At 58.2% G+C, this 18613-nt stretch carries 15 protein-coding genes and 10 pseudogenes; 19 read left to right on the forward strand and 6 right to left on the reverse strand.

The window, feature by feature from the left end:
- The first annotated feature begins 88 nt into the window (after positions 1-88).
- The 4 genes and pseudogenes from KG698_RS04550 (at position 89) to KG698_RS04565 (ending at position 2985) form a co-directional block, all read left to right on the forward strand.
- Entirely contained in the window at positions 89-925 is an 837-nt protein-coding gene (locus tag KG698_RS04550) for an alpha/beta hydrolase (protein ID WP_213684401.1), read from the forward strand.
- Positions 922-1668: a 4Fe-4S dicluster domain-containing protein gene (locus KG698_RS04555; protein ID WP_213684402.1), complete on the forward strand. Its 747-nt coding sequence runs from the start codon at positions 922-924 to the stop codon at positions 1666-1668. The genes KG698_RS04550 and KG698_RS04555 overlap by 4 nt, the downstream gene beginning before the upstream one ends.
- Positions 1668-2546, forward strand: a complete 879-nt coding sequence (locus KG698_RS04560) for a DmsC/YnfH family molybdoenzyme membrane anchor subunit (protein WP_213684403.1) — start codon at positions 1668-1670, stop codon at positions 2544-2546. The genes KG698_RS04555 and KG698_RS04560 overlap by 1 nt, the downstream gene beginning before the upstream one ends.
- 36 nt (positions 2547-2582) lie before the next feature.
- Positions 2583-2985, forward strand: a pseudogene (locus KG698_RS04565) (PaaI family thioesterase).
- Positions 2986-2990: 5 nt separating this feature from the next.
- Here KG698_RS04565 and KG698_RS04570 read toward each other — a convergent pair.
- Positions 2991-3212, reverse strand: coding sequence for a hypothetical protein (locus KG698_RS04570; RefSeq protein ID WP_213684404.1), 222 nt, complete (start codon positions 3210-3212; stop codon positions 2991-2993).
- 21 nt (positions 3213-3233) lie between these two features.
- On the opposite strand from KG698_RS04570, the gene KG698_RS15450 reads away from it, so the two are divergent.
- Positions 3234-3356: a hypothetical protein gene (locus tag KG698_RS15450; RefSeq protein WP_300982907.1), complete on the forward strand. Its 123-nt coding sequence runs from the start codon at positions 3234-3236 to the stop codon at positions 3354-3356.
- Positions 3353-3644 (forward strand): annotated as a pseudogene (locus KG698_RS04575) (response regulator transcription factor); the annotation flags it as partial. The gene KG698_RS15450 and the pseudogene KG698_RS04575, both read left to right, overlap by 4 nt.
- 219 nt (positions 3645-3863) lie before the next feature.
- On the opposite strand, the pseudogene KG698_RS15770 reads toward KG698_RS04575, so the two are convergent.
- Both KG698_RS15770 and KG698_RS04585 read right to left on the reverse strand, forming a co-directional pair.
- Positions 3864-4064: pseudogene (locus tag KG698_RS15770) on the reverse strand (5-formyltetrahydrofolate cyclo-ligase); the annotation flags it as partial.
- Positions 4065-4098: 34 nt separating this feature from the next.
- The gene (locus tag KG698_RS04585; RefSeq protein WP_213684405.1) at positions 4099-4401 is read right to left on the reverse strand and encodes a hypothetical protein; all 303 of its coding nucleotides are present in this window, start codon (positions 4399-4401) and stop codon (positions 4099-4101) included.
- On the opposite strand from KG698_RS04585, the gene KG698_RS04590 reads away from it, so the two are divergent.
- Positions 4400-5329 carry a MurR/RpiR family transcriptional regulator gene (locus tag KG698_RS04590; protein WP_213684406.1) on the forward strand — a complete coding sequence of 310 codons (930 nt, stop codon included), beginning with the start codon at positions 4400-4402 and terminating at the stop codon, positions 5327-5329. The two genes, KG698_RS04585 and KG698_RS04590, sit on opposite strands and share 2 nt — an antisense overlap.
- A 936-nt stretch (positions 5330-6265) precedes the next feature.
- Here KG698_RS04590 and KG698_RS15460 read toward each other — a convergent pair.
- Both KG698_RS15460 and KG698_RS15465 read right to left on the reverse strand, forming a co-directional pair.
- On the reverse strand, positions 6266-6691 hold the full coding sequence (locus tag KG698_RS15460; RefSeq protein ID WP_367114031.1) for a LysR substrate-binding domain-containing protein: 426 nt from the start codon (positions 6689-6691) through the stop codon (positions 6266-6268).
- Complete coding sequence (locus KG698_RS15465; RefSeq protein ID WP_300982910.1) at positions 6688-6891, reverse strand: LysR family transcriptional regulator; 204 nt, start codon at positions 6889-6891, stop codon at positions 6688-6690. Before KG698_RS15465 ends, KG698_RS15460 begins: the two co-directional genes overlap by 4 nt.
- Before the next feature lie 193 nt (positions 6892-7084).
- On the opposite strand from KG698_RS15465, the pseudogene KG698_RS04605 reads away from it, so the two are divergent.
- The 6 genes and pseudogenes from KG698_RS04605 to KG698_RS04625 form a co-directional block, all read left to right on the forward strand.
- Positions 7085-8298, forward strand: a pseudogene (locus tag KG698_RS04605) (aminopeptidase P family protein).
- 99 nt (positions 8299-8397) lie between these two features.
- Positions 8398-9532: pseudogene (locus KG698_RS04610) on the forward strand (ABC transporter ATP-binding protein).
- Positions 9529-10667 (forward strand): annotated as a pseudogene (locus KG698_RS04615) (extracellular solute-binding protein). The pseudogenes KG698_RS04610 and KG698_RS04615 overlap by 4 nt, the downstream one beginning before the upstream one ends.
- Positions 10668-10721: 54 nt before the next feature.
- Entirely contained in the window at positions 10722-11006 is a 285-nt protein-coding gene (locus KG698_RS15470) for a hypothetical protein (protein ID WP_367114032.1), read from the forward strand.
- 574 nt (positions 11007-11580) lie between these two features.
- Positions 11581-12357, forward strand: a pseudogene (locus tag KG698_RS15475) (ABC transporter permease); the annotation flags it as partial.
- 149 nt (positions 12358-12506) lie between these two features.
- A pseudogene (locus KG698_RS04625) lies at positions 12507-13292 on the forward strand (ABC transporter permease); the annotation flags it as partial.
- A 56-nt stretch (positions 13293-13348) separates the two neighbouring features.
- Here KG698_RS04625 and KG698_RS04630 read toward each other — a convergent pair.
- A pseudogene (locus tag KG698_RS04630) lies at positions 13349-14204 on the reverse strand (urea carboxylase-associated family protein).
- Positions 14205-14985: 781 nt separating this feature from the next.
- Between KG698_RS04630 and KG698_RS15480 the strand changes: the two are divergent.
- The 6 genes and pseudogenes from KG698_RS15480 to KG698_RS04660 form a co-directional block, all read left to right on the forward strand.
- The gene (locus KG698_RS15480; protein WP_367114033.1) at positions 14986-15207 is read left to right on the forward strand and encodes a flavin reductase; all 222 of its coding nucleotides are present in this window, start codon (positions 14986-14988) and stop codon (positions 15205-15207) included.
- A 349-nt stretch (positions 15208-15556) separates the two neighbouring features.
- The gene (locus tag KG698_RS04640; protein ID WP_213684407.1) at positions 15557-15967 is read left to right on the forward strand and encodes an LLM class flavin-dependent oxidoreductase; all 411 of its coding nucleotides are present in this window, start codon (positions 15557-15559) and stop codon (positions 15965-15967) included.
- 715 nt (positions 15968-16682) lie between these two features.
- Positions 16683-17087, forward strand: a complete 405-nt coding sequence (locus KG698_RS04645) for a hypothetical protein (protein ID WP_213684681.1) — start codon at positions 16683-16685, stop codon at positions 17085-17087.
- Entirely contained in the window at positions 16969-17343 is a 375-nt protein-coding gene (locus KG698_RS04650; protein WP_300982911.1) for an amidohydrolase family protein, read from the forward strand. The genes KG698_RS04645 and KG698_RS04650 overlap by 119 nt, the downstream gene beginning before the upstream one ends.
- Positions 17340-17549 carry a hypothetical protein gene (locus KG698_RS04655; protein WP_213684409.1) on the forward strand — a complete coding sequence of 70 codons (210 nt, stop codon included), beginning with the start codon at positions 17340-17342 and terminating at the stop codon, positions 17547-17549. The genes KG698_RS04650 and KG698_RS04655 overlap by 4 nt, the downstream gene beginning before the upstream one ends.
- Before the next feature lie 203 nt (positions 17550-17752).
- Positions 17753-18600: pseudogene (locus KG698_RS04660) on the forward strand (aldehyde dehydrogenase family protein); the annotation flags it as partial.
- Between the last annotated feature and the right edge of the window lie 13 nt (positions 18601-18613).

Here is an 18613-nt window from a genome sequence, read left to right on the forward strand (position 1 = left end):
GCGCGGTGCGCGCGGAGGTGGGGCAGACAGAACCCTCGCCGCCGCCCTATTCCGCGGGCACCGCAGGCGCAAAGGCGGGCCAGACGCCATGACCACCCACTTCGCCACCTCCTCCGACGGCACGCAGATCGCGTTTACCCGCAAAGGCGATACCGCCCTGCCGCCGATCTTGCTCATCCATGGCTGGGCGCAGGCCGGGATGTGCTGGGAGGCTCTCACTGAACGCCTGTCCAACCGCTTCCACCTCGTCGCGATGGATCTGCGCGGGCATGGCGCCTCGGGCAAGCCCGACGATCCCACAGCCTATGCCGATACCACGCTGTGGGGCGATGATGTCGCCGCCGTGATCGCGGCCGCAGCGCTCGACCGCCCCAGCTTGGTCGGCTGGTCCTATGGCTCCCGCGTGATCGCGGCATATCTCACCACCCATGGCAGCGCGCATCTTGCGGGCGTCGTGCTGGCGGGCGGCATCCTTGCCATCGGGGCCGCGCGCGAGGATTGGATGGTTGGCCCCGCCTCACCCGGTCTTGACCGCGATCTTTATACCGAGGATCTGAACCGCCGCCTGCATGCCACCGCGCGTTTCGTCGATGCCTGCACGGCAAAACCCCTTCCCCGCGCGCTCTATGGCGCGATGGTGGGGGCCAATATGCTTTGCCCGCCCCATGTGCGCCGCGCGCTTTTCGGGGCGGATCTCGACCTGCGCCCCGCCTATGCCGCGATGACCTGTCCGGGGCTTGTCATCCACGGCACCGATGATGCGGTCGTGACCGCCGCAACCGGGCAAGCCGCCGCCGCTGTCATGCCGCATGGCCGCTACCTGCCCTATGACGGGATCGGCCACGCGCCTTTCGTGGAAGACCCCGACCGTTTCGCCGCCGATCTGGCGGATTTCGTCACCACCAGCCGGGGGGAGCAGCCATGACCAGCCTGCCCGAGACAACCCAGCGCAAGCTTGGCCTTGTGATCGACCTCGACACCTGTGTTGGCTGCCATGCTTGCGTGATCGCCTGCAAAGGCTGGAACACCGAGAATTACGGCGCGCCCCTGTCCGACCAAGACCCCTATGGCGCCGCCCCCTCTGGCACCTTCCTCAACCGCGTCCATAGCTACGAGATCACGCCGCCGCATGGCCAAGCCCAGCTTGTCCATTTCCCCAAATCCTGCCTGCATTGCGAAGATGCGCCTTGCGTCACCGTCTGCCCCACCGGTGCTTCCTACAAACGCAGCGAGGATGGCATCGTTCTTGTCAATGAATCCGATTGCATCGGCTGCGGGCTCTGCGCTTGGGCCTGCCCCTATGGCGCGCGCGAGATGGACCCCACGGCCAAGGTCATGAAGAAATGCACCCTCTGCGTTGACCGCATCTATAACGAGAACCTCCCCGAAGAAGACCGGACCCCGGCTTGCGTGCGCACCTGCCCGGCGGGGGCGCGCCATTTCGGCGATCTGGGCGATCCCGACAGCGATGTCAGCCAGCTTGTCGCGGCGCGCGGTGGCTTTGACCTGATGCCCGATCTGGGCACCAAGCCCGTCAACAAATACCTCCCCCCCCGCCCCAAGGATCAGTGGGAGGAAACCGATATCCTCGCCCCCTTCCTCGAACCCGTGGCCGAAAGCCCGCAAGGTTTCCTTGGCTGGCTCGACCGCGCGTTGGAGCGGCTCTGATGCATCCGGCCCCTTCCGTTATCATTTTCACCACGCTTTCGGGCTTAGGCTTTGGGCTGTTGGTCTTTCTAGGCTTGGGCCTTCCGCCCGTCACGGGCTGGGTGGCCTTTGTCTTCTTCTTGATCGCCTATGCGCTTGCGGTGGGCGGGCTTTTGGCCTCGACCTTTCACTTGGGCCACCCGGAACGCGCGCTCAAAGCCTTCAGCCAATGGCGCACAAGCTGGCTCAGCCGCGAAGCATGGGCCGCCGTGGCGGCCCTTGTCATCATGGCGCTGTACGCATTGGGTGCGGTGTTTTTCGACACGCGGATCAGCGCCTTGGGCTGGCTCGGCGCGGGCCTGTCATTTGCGACCGTGATCACCACAGCGATGATATATACCCAGATCAAGGCCGTGCCGCGCTGGCACCAAGCCCTGACGCCCCTGCACCTGAGCACGGCCAGCCTTGCGGGCGGCGCGCTTTTGGCCGGGCAGATCACCATCGCCCAGATCCTTTTGTTTCTTGCCGGGATCATCCAGATCGCCCATTGGCTGCGCGGCGATCAACGCTTTGGCGAGGCGGGCCAATCCATCGCGTCTGCCACGGGCCTTGGCAGCCCCGGCCGCATCCGCGCCTTCGAGGCACCCCATACCGGCACCAATTACCTGCTGCGCGAAATGGTCCATGTCGTGGGCCGCAAACATGCGCAGCGCTTGCGCCTCATCGCGCTGGGTTTGGGCTTTGCCCTGCCACTTGGCCTGATCATGATCCCCGGCGCGTCGCATGGCTTGGGCGGTCTTGCGGTCCTCAGCCATATCTTGGGCATGCTCGCCTCGCGCTGGCTGTTTTTTGCACAGGCCGAACATGTCGTGGGGCTTTACTATGGCGCACGCGGCTAAAGGATCAGGCGCATGTTGAAATTCACCATTCCCGAGATGGCGCGCTTCCTCGCCGAGGTCTTTCCGCAGGTCGCGGGCCAGTTCGCCATCGACCAGATGGATGAGGCGCTTTTGATCATGCGACTTCACCATGATGAACGGCATTTGCGCCCCGGTGGCACCGTATCCGGGCCGTCCATGTTCGCACTGGCCGATGTCGCGGCCTATGTTGCGACCATGGCGCGCATCGGCCCCGAGGCGCTGACCGTGACCACGCATTGCAGCATTGATTTCATGCGCAAACCCGAGGCCGGTGTCGATATCCTCGCCCATGCCCGCGTGCTGAAACTGGGCCGGACATTATCCGTGACCGATGTGCTGCTCTATGCCGAGGGCGGCACCGAGCCCGTGGCCCATGCCAGCCTCGACCTATGCCATCCCGCCACGGCGGGAGACATAGGCCGGTCATTCGTATTTGCGCTGATCGTCGATCACCTTGCCATCATTGGGCAAGCTGCCGGGGGCCACGATCTCGACGATCATCCCCTCCATCGCTGGCGTCTCATAGGCTGCCGAATCTTCCAAGACCAGCGGGCCGGTCACACTGTCATCAGGCGCGATAAAGTCGGTCAGCGTGACCCATGCGGTGGACCTGTCGCGCTTTTGTCGCGGATTGCGGCCAAGCAACCTATGTTGCGGCTTGCGCTGATGACCTCGCTGCCCAGTGGCGACCCGCTGCGCTGCGCCGGGGCGGCGCGCTGGCCGGTGCTGGCCAAGCCCATCGGCGCAAAGACGCTGCACAGGCTGTTGATGCAGGAGCCCGCCGCATGACCGCGCCACTTATTGCGATCCTCGATGACGAGCCGCAGATCCGCGCACTCTGGTCGAAACCTTGACCGAAGCAGGATTTCGCACCGCCGCATTTGCGCGCGCGACGGAGTTTGAGGCCGCGCTTGCGCGCCACCATGCCCGATGTCTGCCTTGTCGATCTTGGCCTGCCCGACCGCGACGGGCTGGCGCTGGTGCATCGGCTTGCCTTGGAATCGGGGGCCGCGATCATCATCATCTCGGGACGCGCGTGAGGTGCAAGACCGCGTCACCGGATTGGAACTGGGCGCTCCTCTTGTTGCGATGGGTCAGGCAAGGCCTTGCAGGCGTTGAAGCTCCTGCAGAGGCGGTGTGTCGGCGATCTGCTTGGGTTCGAGCAGGGGCCATTTCACGCCGCGGGGCCGCTTGGCGCGGCGCTCGACCACATGGGTGCGCGTTGGCGTGGATATCAGTGTCAACGAGAATGTCGGTCTCCGAGGGCTGCAACTGGTCCTCGACAAGTTGCACGTCATGTACGACGGCGTGGACCGGCGTGTCGTCATCTACGAGGCCAAGATCCGTGAACATGCCCCATTCCAGGTCGAAGAAGCCGTGCCCCTTGCCGAACCGGACACCGTTGACGGAAACGGCAGACGCACCTGTCACTAGGTAGTCGAACCGGCCCTTTCGAGCGATCTCCTCCAGTGTGATCGGCACGCCGAAATGCTCCATCCCATCCAGCCAAGAGGCATAGAGTGCTGCGCCTTCAGGCACTGTTGCGGGATCCAGGTACAGGAACCCGCGGTAAATCCCCGTAGGTCGACATCACGAATGGCTTGCCGGCCTCGATCATCCGACGCCGCAGGTCGGCTAGGCAGTTGTCGGGCGTAATAAAGGCAAAGCGGCTGTCGGCATAGGCCCGGTCCTGCACGACGCGTTCCGTGGCTGCTTCGGACCCTTCGAAATCTGGGATGACCTCTGCAAAGTTCATGTGGAAGCGGGTGTCCGGTCTCGCCACGTCCTTCAGTTTCGTCCATATCTTTTCGCGGATTGTCTTGGAGGTCGACATGGTGTCCATTTCGTGTGTTTCATTGTTTCACAACCATGAAACAAGAGTTCCAAACGTCAAGAGAAATCGTGCCCCATGGCCTCACGACTGGATCCTCAGAATCCAGGAGCGTTCGTCGCGCCTGACATCAAGCGAGAAGAAGATAGCGCAGGTTCTCTTGCAAAATCAGGGCCTTGTCGAAACGCACACCGCCACGGAACTGGCTGCACGCGCCGGCGTTTCAAAGGCCACAACTGCTCGTTTTTCCGCAGTTTGGGTTATGCCGATTTCGAGGAGGTTCGGCTTCAGGCCCGTGAAGAGCGCAACCGGCGCGAGCCCTATTCAGACCTCAGATCGATATCCCAGCCCGCAACCTTTGGGCGGACAATTTCCGATCATCTCGAACTGGAACTGCAGCAACCTAACGCGGACCTTCGAGGAATTGCGCTCAGACCTGTTGCCCGAAATCGCGCAGATCCTCGAAACCGCGCCCCGCATATGGTTTGTGGGGTTCGGCGATGAACAAGGCGTGGCCCGGCTGGGTCAGTCGCTGTTCGCGCGGCTGCGTCACGGCGTACAAGAGCTGCGTGGGGAGGGGCAGACCTGGGCCAACGAGCTGTCGATGACGGGCTCGCGCGATGTGCTGATTGTGTTGACCTTCGAACCCCGGCCCAAGGTTCTGAGATCACTGCTGGCCCATGCCCGAACCACGCGCATGCGGGTCATCACTCTGACCGATCATAGCGCTATGCGGCGCAGGCAGAACGGTTTTCGGAAGTGGTCCTGCCTTGCCATGTCGCGAGCTACGGCCCGTTTCCACGCACGCCACAATGCTGTCGGTTTTGCGGTTGGATCGCGGTTGCACTATCTGGGCCGGAACCCTGAGGCTGTAGGCCAACGGATCTCGACCTTGGCCGCCATCGACGAAGAGCTGGATCAATTCGAGTGATCCTTGTGGGGCGAGACGTCAAGTTCCGCGTTTCCCTGGCCTTAGGTGTCGCTGATCCCATTATTTTGTGGTGGGATGCTTTTACAGGGATGGCAGCAGCACCATTCGGATTGTAATTTAAGGCAACGTTACATCGTGTGGCCAGTCAGATTGTGGCCACGGCTTCTCAAACCCAATTGTCTTGACTGCCAAATGGCAGTTTCACCAAATCGAGTTTCAAGTCGACCGTCCGCTCTCCGCCCGTTGCGACCTCGGGGCTCTCGATCAATACCTCGCTGAAATTCGCATCACTCCGCACAACCACGCCGCCTTCGGGTGTCTCTGTTCGTACCGAAAGGAAACGGACCTGCTTCAACTGCGGCGTAGTTCGATTTTTGCAGGGGGCTTGCGCGCCATTGGCCGGGCGTGGGCATGGCGGAGGCGCATGGATGCCGGTGAGTTTGGGCCTGTTCGCGATCTGGCAATCGCCGTGAACCTTGCAGAGAGCCATGTTAGCAGGTAGCTGCGTCTGGCCTATCTGGCGCCTGAAGTGTTGAAACGGCTGGTGTTTGGTCGGAAAGTTACGGCACTGACCCTCATGCAACTGACCGAGAGTGCCGCGTTGCCGTGGGTGGAACAGGCAGGGGTGGTGTTCGAGACCGCGAATTGATGTGATCGGTCCAAAATTCCGGTTCCGCCTGATTCAAGACCCTCAGTTCACGCTGATCAAAGGTTACGTTTTATTGCGCGCAATGTTCGCTATCTGCTGAGAGCCTGCCCTACGCTGGTACTGGCTAGCCATCGGCAACCCTGATCTTGCGCCATGGCCCAAGACCAGAAGGTGGTCGCACCGGCGCGCGCTCCTGTGTTCGGCGCGCAAGGCGTAGTAGCCGGCGCCTTCCAGCACGCTCACCTCCGACAGCTGGTACAACCGCCCGGCGTCCAGATCATCACGGATCATCGCCCGCGGACAAAGTGCTGCGCCTTGCCCGCCAGCACGGCGGCGCGCAAAAGATTGAAATCCTGATAAACAGGGCCCGACAAATCCGCCGGCTGGTCCTGCCCCGCCCGCGCGAACCATTCCCGCCAGCCGGCTTCGTCGGTGTCATGCAAGAGCGGCATCTCTTGCAGCCTGCCGTCGGCAAGCGCGGGACTGACCACTGGCACGGCCGCACCGGGCAAGAACAATTCGGCCAAGGCACCGGGCCGTCGAACGAGCGGGACCGGCGAATAGACAAAGGCCAGATCGACCTCGGTGAAATCGACTTCCTGTCCGTGAAAGGCATAGACGATGCGCAATTCGATACCGGGGTGAGCTGCGCGAAAGTTTGTCAGTCGCGGAATCAGCCAGCACAGCGCAACCGAAGGGATAGCCGCAATCACCAACGGCCCGCCGCGGGCCTTTTCCCCAGCCGCTCGCAGGCTGCGGTAATGCCATCGAGCGACAAGGCCGCAACGCGGGCGAGGTCCTCGGCCTCGGGGAGAAGACGGGGCCTTGTGCCGCTGCGGTCGAAGAGCGGCCGATCCAGCCATTCCTCCAGATGCCGCACCTGATGGCTGACCGCGGATTGCGTAACGCACAAAATCTGTGCAGCTCCTTTGAAGGAACCCGCCCGAACAACAGCATCAAAAAGCACGCAACGCGTTCAACGGCACCTGCATTTTTGGACCCTTGATGAGAATTTCTCATGGAAACATGAGAATCACTCCTTTGACAATGGCATGTCACCTCGCATCCACTAATGAGGAAAGATCATCGTGACAAAGGGGGATGTTATGCAGCGCGAACGGCTTCAGAACTATACGGGCAACGGTGTGTCGGTGACACCGACGTTCCCGGCAGCCGAGATGGAACGCCGTCTGAGCGCGATCCGCCAAAGCATGGCGCAGGCCAACATCGATGCCGCCCTGTTCACGAGTTATCATAACATCAACTACTACAGCGATTTCCTGTATTGCTATTTCGGGCGGCGCTACGGACTTGTGGTCGACCACCAGCAGATAACCTCGATCAGCGCAGGCATAGACGGCGGCCAGCCGTGGCGGCGCACCTATGGCGGGCGCAACATCACCTATACCGACTGGCAAAAGGGACAACTGGTTTCACGCGGTCGGGCAGGTCATACCCGGCGTAAAGCGGTTGGGCATCGAGTTCGACCATGTCTCACTCGACACATTCGCGTTGCTCAAGCAGGAATTTCCTCAGATCGAATTCGTCGATATCGCGGCCATCGCCATGCGTCAGCGGATGATCAAATCCGATGTGGAAATCGCCCATATCGAACAAATGACCCGTATCGCGGATATCGGGGGCTGCTTGCGCAGAGGCGGCAACGATTGGCACAGCCGAACATGAGGTCGCCCTACATTCCACAGCCACAATGGTACGTGAAATTGCAAAAACCTGGCCTGGCGGTGAGCTATTGGACACATGGACCTGGTTTCAATCAGGCATCAACACAGACGGCGCGCACAACCCGGTTACAAGTCGCAAGATTGAGCGCGGGGATATTCTTTCGCTGAATTGCTTCCCCATGGTGGCGGGTTATTACGTTGCACTCGAGCGTACGCTTTTTGCCGGACAACCCTCGGACGAACACCTCCGCCTGTGGGAATTTAACTGCCGTGTGCACGACCGAGGCAAAGAGCTACTGATGCCAGGGAATCGTTGTTCGGATATCGCGCGCGAGCTGAACGAGATGTATGCTGCTGAGAACCTCTTGCAGTACCGAAGCTTTGGATACGGCCACAGCTTCGGCGTGTTGTGCCATTATTATGGCCGTGAGGCGGGTCTTGAACTGCGCGAAGATTGCGACACGGTACTGGAACCGGGCATGGTCGTATCTATGGAGCCTATGATAACAATCCCCGAGAGCCTGCCCGGTGCAGGCGGGTATCGTGAGCACGACATCCAGGTCGTTACGCAATCGGGCAACCGCAATGTTACGGGGTTCCCATATGGACCAGAGCACCTTATCCTCCCGAGCTAACCTACGATGGACGGGCGTTTGAGACGCTTAATCCTGAGATGCAAAGGTTCCGGGAGTGGGAAGGGATAATGTCAGAAAGTAGCCTGTTGAATTTAGCAGATGATGTTGATTGTCGTCTTCGACGGAGTTCAAAAGAGCTACGATGGCACAACATTGGTCGTAAGGATCTCAACCTTGCGGTACCGAGGGGTGAGTTTTTGACGATGCTCGGCCCCTCGGGCTCTGGAAAAACAACCTGCTTGATGATGTTGGCGGGTTTTGAAACTGCCACAAGCGGCGAAATCCGTTTGAAAGGGCGCAACATCAACACTGTACCACCGCACAAGCGGGGTATTGGCATGGTATTTCAGAACTATGCACTATTTCCCCACATGTCAGTTGCAGAGAATTTAGCCTTTCCTCTTGAGGTCCGAAAGATTGACAAATCTACCCGTGAATTAAAGGTAAAACGGGCGCTGGAAATGGTGCAGATGGGTGATTTTGGAAGCCGTCGGCCCGCACAACTGTCGGGCGGCCAGCAGCAACGGATCGCTCTTGCCCGTGCGTTAGTTTTTGAACCCGAGCTTGTTTTGATGGATGAACCGCTTGGAGCGCTTGACAAACAGTTACGCGAACAAATGCAGTTTGAGATCACACGAATTGCCCATGAATTGGGCATCACAGTCGTTTACGTCACCCATGATCAAACTGAAGCATTGACCATGTCAGACCGCGTTGCGGTCTTTAACGATGGGCGCATCCAACAACTCGCAACACCCTCCGATCTATATGAGAACCCTTCGAATAGCTTCGTTGCGCAATTCATTGGCGAAAACAATCGCTTAATGGGCACAGTCACGCGGATCGATGGCGATACCTGTATTGTGCGGCTGGATTCCGGGGATGAAATAGATGCCAAACCCGTAAATGTGTCGAAAGTGGGCGATCGGACACAGATATCAATTAGACCCGAGCGGGTCGAAACGAACAAGGCACGACTACGCGCAGGCGTGCACACACTCAAAGCTGAAGTTCTCGAATTCATCTATATGGGCGATATTTTTCGCACTAGACTTCGGGTCGCGGGGAATAACGATTTTATTATCAAGACTCGTAATGCCCCGGACCAGATCCGCCATCAGCCAGGATCAAAATTGAAATTGGTTGGTTGCCAGAAGACTGTCGCGCGCCTCGACGCGCCGCAGGAAAAATAAAAAAGAAAAACGAAACCCACAACACGGAGCTAAAGGTATGAATATCAAGACACTACTCAGCGCCACGGCGCTTGCGACACTGCCACTATCTGGCAGCTTTGCCATCGCACAATCATTGCCAGAATGCCAAGATTGCGCCGATAGCATGGTGTTAATGTCATGGGGCGGCGCCTATCAAGCATCCCAGGTCGCGGCCTATGCCGAACCTTACAGCGCGATCACGGGAGTCACGGTCACATGGGACGAAGGCTCAAACGAAGCCATCGCTAAAATGCGTGCTGCATCTGAAGCGGGAAACATGACCTATGATCTTGTCGACGTCGAAGGGCCTGACGCCCAACGCGCTTGCGACGAGGGCCTAGCGCTTGAGATCGATTTTGATGCCGTTTTGGCAGCTGGTTCCGATGGAAGCACGCCCACCGAAGATTTCGGCACCTCAGGTTCAATCATCAACGAATGCTTTGTGCCCCAGATCGTGTTTTCGACGACCTTCGGGTATCGCACGGACGTGGCCGCTTGGAATGGTGCAACGCCAGACAGCCTGTGCGCAGTTTTTGATCTTGAAAACTTCCCAGGTATGCGTGCCTTGGAAGGACGGCCCAAAAGAACCTTGAGTGGCGCTTCTGTGCGATGGTGTCGCGCAAAGATGACCTGTACGATGTTTTGTCATCCGATGGCGGCGTAGAACGCGCTCTGGCCAAACTCGACACAATCAAGGATAGCGTCGTCTGGTGGTCCGCTGGTGCTGAAACACCCCAGCTTTTAGCCGATGGTGAAGTGGTGATGGGCTCAACATACAACGGCCGCCTTTTCTCGGCAATTGTTGAACAAAATCAGCCGATTGCAATGCTGTGGGATTGGCAAGTCTTCGACTATGATGGCTGGGTTGTGCCGGAAGGTCTGGATGACGCGCGTATGAACCGTGTCATGCATTTCTTGAATTTTGCAACCGACACGCAGCGTCTGGCTGATCAGGCAAAGTACATCTCGTACGGCCCGGCACGCGGTTCGTCTCAGCCACTCGTCTCGACACATGCGACGCTCGGCATCGAGATGGCGCCACATATGCCAACTAATCCTGCCAACCAGCAAAACTATCTGGTCAATAACATTGAGTGGTGGGCTGACAACCAAGATGAGGTTGAGTCGATCTTCCAAAACTGGCTTGCCCGGTAAATAACTCTTGGGCGGGGCGTTCGCGCCCTGCCCCTGCCTTTTGAGGGCAGGCGGATGACGCTAGAGACAGACAATGGCGCGGTGCTGACCGCAAGCGGCGTACCTCTCAGGCGCAGCCTTAACCGTGCCTTGCGCCGGCAAAAACTGCGTGCCTTTGTTCTGATCGCTCCGCTCTTGGTGTTTGTCCTTGTAACATTCCTTGCCCCGATCGGCGACATGTTGTTCCGCTCCGTGGAAAACCAGATTGTCGCCGACACCCTGCCGCGCACCGTTGACGCGCTGGCTAATTGGGATCCGTCGTCCGACCAACCCCCGATGAGGCGGCGTTTCGTGCACTAGCCACCGATCTGCTCATCGCCACAGAACGAAAGCAACATACACGGCTTGGGTCGCGGCTAAATTACGAAGCCTCAGGCATGTCATCCCTATTTCGCAGCACTGGTCGCGATGTAGAAGATTTTGGCGAAGAGGTGAGCGCATCGCTGACCAAGTTGGATCCTGCATGGGGCGAAGCGGATAACTGGGTCGATTTATTCGCGGCGCCTGACTGGATAATTGAACAAAAATTTGGGCTGCTTCCGGAAACCGGCGGGGAGAACCTACGTTTCGCTTGTCGGAAATCGCAATAAACTCCTTACCTCGGACGGCAGAAATTTACGGAATTTTTGCCCAGATCTCACAAGAGACCAACAATCGCAGCCCAACCCGCCAGGATCCATGGCATCTGGTCGCGATCACCTTGATCGAGGAAGTGTCATCAACACCTTCTGTCGCGCAAGAGTTTCAGGGCGATCATGCAGCACGGCTTGCCGCGATTGCACAGGCAGATTTTGCCGTCGCTAACTTTGGCACGGCATTCCGCGAAAGCGACGATGATTGGGCAACCGTGCGCCCTTGGGCCGTTATCTCAATGTATGCGGCGCCATATACCCCGGGATATTTTCTTAATGCGGTCGATTTGGGTAAGACCCCTCAAGGCATCGCACCACGACCTGTCGAAGAGCAGGTGTATATCATGCTGTTTTTGCGTACGATGTGGCTGTCTTTAACCATCACTGCGCTTTGCCTATTGTTAGGATACCCCGTCGCTTGGTTGTTGGCGAACCTACCATCGCGACAGTCCAACTTGCTGATGATTCTTGTCTTATTGCCGTTCTGGACGTCACTCCCTGGTACGTACCTCTGCTTGGAAAGTACTTTTGCAGCGTCAAGGTGTGATCAACGATTTGCTCGTTTGGATCGGCCTAATCGGGGATGATGGTCGCCTTGTCATGATCAATAACCAATTTGGAACGGTTATCGCGATGACTCTACATCTTGCTGCCGTTCATGATTTTACCGCTTTACTCAGTCATGAAAACCATTCCCGGTACATATACATGCGGGCAGCAAAATCACTTGGGGCGAACGATTGAGCGCATTTTTGGCGGGTCTATTTCCCCAATCCATTCCTGGTATCGCAGCCGGCTCTATCCTCGCATTTATTCTTGCCATTGGGTATTATATCACACCTGAGCTAATGGGCGGGGCACGTGGTGTGTTTATTTCAAATCGCATTGCGTATCATATTGGGACTTCTCTCAACTGGGGCCTCGCTGCGGCACTCGGAACGATGCTTTTTTGATCGTCGTACTCATCCTATATTGGGTTTATGACCGCTTTGTGGGGTAAAAATGTCAAGTTTGGCTAATTTTACTTTTCTGAAGACTGATCCCAGTTACCGAGTTTCAAGGCCTATGACCTCAATGGTCGGAGCGCGTTCAACATGAGTTTGCCTATCTACGCCACGCCTTTGAAACGGGATTTGGCACATCGCTTTCCAGTGTCTTCTGCGCGACGATCTTCTTCTTCCTGGTTGCGCCGATCATCATCATCATCCCACTTTCGTTCAACGCACAGGACTTCTTTACCTTCACCCCCGAGATGTTACGCCTTGATCCGGCTGGCTCTCTCTCAAGCATTATGATGATTTCTTCAACAACCCAGACTGGCGGCTTCCGCTCATAAACTCGCTGTCGATTGCGCCTGTCGCAATGATTATTGCTGTCTCGCTTGGAACGCTCGCAGCCATCGGATTGTCGCAGTCGCATGTACCATTCAAAGGCGCAATTATGGCTATGTTGATTTCGCCCATGATCGTTCCTTTGGTGATATCGGCTGCGGGAATGTATTTCTTCTACTCCCGAATTGGACTACAAGGCACTTATTGGGGGTCGTTTTGGCCCATGCTGCACTTGGGACTCCTTTGTAATCATTACCGTCACAGCCACCCTTGTCGGTTTTGATCGCACGCTCATCACGCGTGCAGCGGCAAGCCTTGGGGCTGGCCCACTACGTACCTTCTTCTCCGTTCAAATGCCTTTGATTTTGCCTGGCGTCGTTGCGGGCGGTCTCTTTGCATTTATTACGTCTTTTGACGAGGTAGTCGTTGTGATTTTCTTGGGTGCGCTGGGTGAGAAAAACACTGCCTTGGCAGATGTTTACCGGCCTCGCGTGAGCAAATAAGCCCCACGATTTTAGCTGCGGCAACTGTTCTTGTTGTGATATCCATCCTGCTTCTTATCACCCTAGAACTGCTTAGGGCGTCGCTCGGAACGTTTGCGCGGGCTTACACCTCATAGGTAGAACATAGCGGAACTCTTTTTGTTTTTTTAGCAGCTTTAAGTTCATGGGAAGGCCAGTCATCTACCATGGTTCTGATCATAGCTGCTTATCGGCGGCACGTTATGCTCAAAATCTGGATTTTGAAAAACCTCAACCAGCAGCGGGAAGCAACTTGCTTTATCGGAGGAATGTTCATCGCCGCAATCGCCGCCTGGGCAGGCAGATAGCCCAACGATCAAATCAATCTCCGCAACAAACTCGATGTAGTCACCGGGGCGCACCGGACTGGCCTTCATGAAATACTGATGCGTATCTGCGGTGAACCCCGTGCAACATGAAAACATTAAGGTACATCATGGACGAGGGCTCGGCTTGGCGAAGCGGTAGTCCGGCAAAATCAGCAAGCGCGCGTGTAAGATTTGAATGGCAGCAGTAATGATAATCAACTCCGCCGAGAAGCCGACCGGTATAGGGGTCGCAACGTGTTCCGATAACATCATGAACAGAGCCACCAAACTCATCGAATCCGTACCAATCGAGTGTGTCCGCAACAATTGTCGCTATCGGTCGGAAACTTGGTAGGCGGGACCACTGAAACGATCACCAGTAGACAGGTGTGTCCCATGCAGGGCACTGTGTTTTACCCTGAGAAAAATGTTCCCTGCAAATCAGCAGCATTCCAAAGATTTAGGTCACCAACCTGTGAGCCTTCAGTGCAGGTTATGCGAAAACTGCCTGCAGGGGCAGCGATGCATCGCGCATCGCGTGGTGGCACCAGCATCTCATTAATCTTCCGCGCACCTAAACGCGCTGCATTAGGGCTATTATGTCCGGGCGATGGAGCGTATCCGCCGGATAGCAAATAGTGGGTTTAAGGGCGCGGCGCGCATGTGCATCTTGTGGAGGTGAAAAGTTGGGGTTTATCGGTTTCATGACACCTCGATCATTTAGCCCTTGAAGACTAGAGAATTTCAGATTGAACTATTCCCCAATCTTTGAAAAGGCATTCGGGTCGATTCAACTACATCCCTCACCTATTGGTTGGTTACGGTTGTGTTGAAGTAGATCACGGCACGTTGTTGTTCGCTATGGGCAGTGTGGAGGGTGTTACTGGCTGTAGGAGGTGATCAGGCGGCTTGTGTCTTAACTCGAGCCTACGATACCGTTTTCCGCGCGCGCAGATAGGCACATTACTACTTTCAGTATCGCCATCGGCATTTGGCATTTTCGCCAAAGCCCATGATCAAAAACACAGTCCCGCTGCGGCCCGCAGAAGGCATCCTGATTGCGCTTGGCGCCTTTGGTGCAGGCGTCTAGAGCATGGAGCGAGGGGCCGAAAAGGGTCGTCGCATGGTGAAGAGAGGCGCGCATCACCAATTTTCTCGAACTTAAACTTCATGAAGTTTCGTTTTATCAACTCCAAATAGTACTGCCATGATCTGCCCATGGTTCGAGGCATTGTCGTCTCGAAAGAGACTGGAGCCCAAAACGTGTCGATGCATCCGCTTCAACCAGGGCCTGTCCGGCCGCAGATACAACTTGCCCCACAGTGGACGCAGCAGGCGCCCCCGTTTCATGCGTCCACGCGCGATAGCTATCTTGCGGCGATGCGCCAAGTGGCAGGGTCGGTCGCGGTGGTCAGCAACCGCAGGCCCTGCCGGCCGCTACGGTGCGACCGTTACGGCCTTTTGTTCCGTTTCCGCCGCCCCCCACGGTGCTTGTTTGCCTGCGCGACGGTAGCCGCATCGCCGAGGCAGTGCAGGCGAACGGGGTATTCACATTAATGATGCTGCCGGAAGACGCCGACCTAATCGCGCGCACTTTTGCGGGTGAGTTCGACGGCCTGCACGAGGATCGCTTTGCCGGGATCACTTTGATCGAGCAGGGGGCCTTGCCCCCGCCATCGCTGATACGCTCAGCCTTGCCTGCCGGATAGTGCGCAGCGAGCGGCAGGAAAGCCATGCCATCCTTTCGGTGCGGTTGCAGCCATCGGCCACCGGTCGCTGCCACCGCTTACCTATCACGATGGCGGCTATCGCGGTCTGCGCATGGTTCCACAAACGCGCAGCCCCATCCCATCACCCACCCTTTTTCCGCAGACAGAGTGAACCGACCATGGATTTTAACCTGCATTTCTCTATGAACTATCCGGGCCACGCCTATGGCGGTGCTCGTTCTTCAAGGGATCTCCTCGAACAGTCAGTTCTGGCCGACCAACCCGGGTTTCGGTCCGTCTCGGTGTCGGAGCATCATCTGCTAAACCCTGATTGAACCCTGCGCCGTTGATGACGGCGGTCAAGATCGCGTCCCAGACGAAACACATCGACATTGTGACCTGCGTTGCGGTGCTGCCCATCCACGACATGCGTATCTATGCGGGCGAGGTGATCGCAGCAGACATCTTTACAGAGGGGCGGCTGGTGCTGGGCGTAGGACGGGGCGGCTATGCCTCATGCAGATGGAGCGACTGGGTGTTGCCACAGCCGAGACCCGCGCGCGGTTCGAGGGAATCGCTGGATGTGTTGCAGGCCTTGTTGACACGCGACGAGGTGTCATGGGACGGTACCTATTACAAGTTTGCGCCACTCACGGTGATGCCACGACCCGCCCGCAGCGGTGGGCCGCGCATGATGATGGCAGTGATCAATCCTGAAGGCATCTATCACTCCACCAAGGAAGCGCTACAAACATTCTGACACTCAAACCCCCTTAGACCGGTGACTGGCTGGACCAGTTTCCCCGCGCGCAGGTGGATGCGCCTTCCATCGCGCCAAACCCGAGATGGGCGCAAAGCCGGAAAAGACCTGATCCTCCCAAGCCTCGCGCGCGGCGGTTCATCACCACCTCCGATGCGCACCGGCATGCCAAACTCGCGCAGGCGCAGGAGCATTATGGGCGGCTCGATAACATGTATAGCGGGCCCCAGCCTGATTGAGAAAGGGGATGGTCCCCGGTCCCTGCCGCGCAGTCAGAGTGTCTGATGACCTGGCAAAGAACACGTCCCTTTTGTAGTGTTCAGCCTCCGAGAGATGGTGGACAGGGGATGGGGGTCCTTTGCCGAGATGCGGGTGGATGTGGCTTAGAGGCTTGGTGCTCAACTCGGTTCCTCGCATGAAGAGACGCTAGGAGACGATCCACCGTATCGCCGAATATGCGATGCCACATTTCAAGGCCGCCGCATGACTGCCACGTTGGACGGCGGAATGTAAATCTTAACCCGGGCAGGGGCCGGAGGTGCAGCGCGCGGTGTGTCGATCCTGATGGTGAGCTGGCCGAATTGCCGAGGCGTCAGCCAACATCGCCCCCGCCCGAAGGGGGCTGCACGGTGATTGACGGCGCAGGGGCTACCGCGATCCCCGGCCTGTCTGATATCCACGCGCATTTGACCACCACCTGACCCTGACACAGACAGTGGATAACGCCACCTATCGCGCGCTGGTGCCCGGCACGGAAAGCTGCTGCACCGGCCTTCGCAACGGCTGGCGGGCTCTGGCCGCAGGCTTCACAACCCTGCGGGTGATGGGGCACCGCGATAGCGGCGATGTTGAGCTTGCCGCCTTCATCCGCCGTGGCCTGCTGCCGGGCCCGCGGCTGAGCGTGGCACCTTGGGTGATCTCACCGACTGCCGGCGCGGCGATCTGTTCTATCCCAACACCCGGCCGCGCCAGCCGCTCGACGTGGCTGATGGCATCGACGAATGCCGCCGTGCGTGGTGCGCACCCATCGGAAGCTGGGTGGCGATTTCATCAAGTTCACGGCGAGTGCGGGCCTGTTATCGGCTGGAGACAAGGCGCACTGGCCGAATTACACGGTTGAAGAAATGAAGGTAATAGTGGCCGAGGCGCATGACTGCGACATGAAGGTTGCCGCCCATGCCCATGCGACCGAGGGCATTCGCCGGGCGCTTGAGGCGGGTGTGGACACGATTGAGCATGGGTCCTTCCTCGATGACGCCTGCATCCAGATCATGCTGGATCAGGGCACGTTCCTTGGTGCCCACACTCTCAATCTCGGATACGGTGATCTGTACGGCGGCGCGCAGCGGGCGCGTACAGACGGATCGAAAAGATGAAGGCCGTGCGCGAAATCAAGGTGGCCAACATTCGCAAGGCGTTTGAAGCCGGGGTGCAGATCGCCATGGGCACAGATCCTCGGAAACCTGTGCCCCTTTGGCCAGCATGCGCGCGAGTTGAGATCTATGTCGAGATGCGGATGACCCGGCAGCAGGCGCTTGAGACGGCAACGGTGCATGGCGGCGGCAGCCCTCGCGCGGCCTGAGGTCACGGGCATGATCGCGCCGGGCCATGTGGCCGATGGTGCTGGTGAACGGTAACCCGTTAGAGGATATCTTTGTCTTGCGCTCGCGAGGGTGGTATCCGGGCGGTGTTCAAGGACGGGCAGGACGTGACTGATCCTCGGCCTGATCCCCTGCGCGGGATGGGCTGCAAATGATTTTCAATGACGTCACACAGGAGCCCCACATGCATCTGGCCACACGGTTTTACATCGGCGGGGCTTGGGTGGAGCCGCTGTCTCCGCGCACGCTACCGCTTATCAACCCGGCAACCGAAGAGCCTTGTGGCACTGTCGCTATGGGCAACGCCGCGGATGTGGACCGCGCAGTAGCTGCGGCCAACCGCGCCTTTTCCAGCTGGGCTGCCACGCCACCTGCCGAACGGGCGGACCTGCTCGACCGGCTCGTTGGCATCTATGAGCGCCGCTCGGAAGAGATGGCCGCGCTAATCTCGGAAAGAGATGGGCGCACCAATCACGCTGGCTTCGGGCAATCAAGTGAAGATCGGGCTTGCGCATATCCGCACCTTGCGAGCCTGTTGCGCAGCTATAGCTTCGAGCATTTCCTGCGCCTCGATACGCAGCATGACCGTATCCTCCATGAACCCATCGGCATCTGCGCCCTCATCACCCCTTGGAACTGGCCGATGAACCAGATCGCCCAAAAGGTGGCAGCGGCGCTGGCGGCGGGCTGCACTTCAATCTTGAAGCCATCGGAACAGGCCCCGCTGTCAGCCACCCTCTTCACGCAGATGATCGACGAGGCAGGCTTTCCGCCCGGCGTGTTTAACCTGATCCATGGCAATGCCGATGTGGGCGAGGCAATGGCGCGGCACCGTGATGTGCAGATGATCTCGCTCACTGGATCGGGGCGCGCGGGGCGGCGGTTTCTATTGCGGCAGCTCCGACGTTCAAGCGGGTGGTGCTTGAGCTGGGCGGCAAGGGGCCGAATATCATCTTTGCCGACAGCGGCATCGAGAGCTCGGTCGCACGTGGTGCCAGCCAGTGTTTCAACAATTCTGGCCAGTCCTGCAATGCGCCTGCGCGGA

It is taken from the genome of Roseicyclus sp. (assembly GCF_018402035.1).
Classification (GTDB): Bacteria; Pseudomonadota; Alphaproteobacteria; order Rhodobacterales; family Rhodobacteraceae; genus Roseicyclus.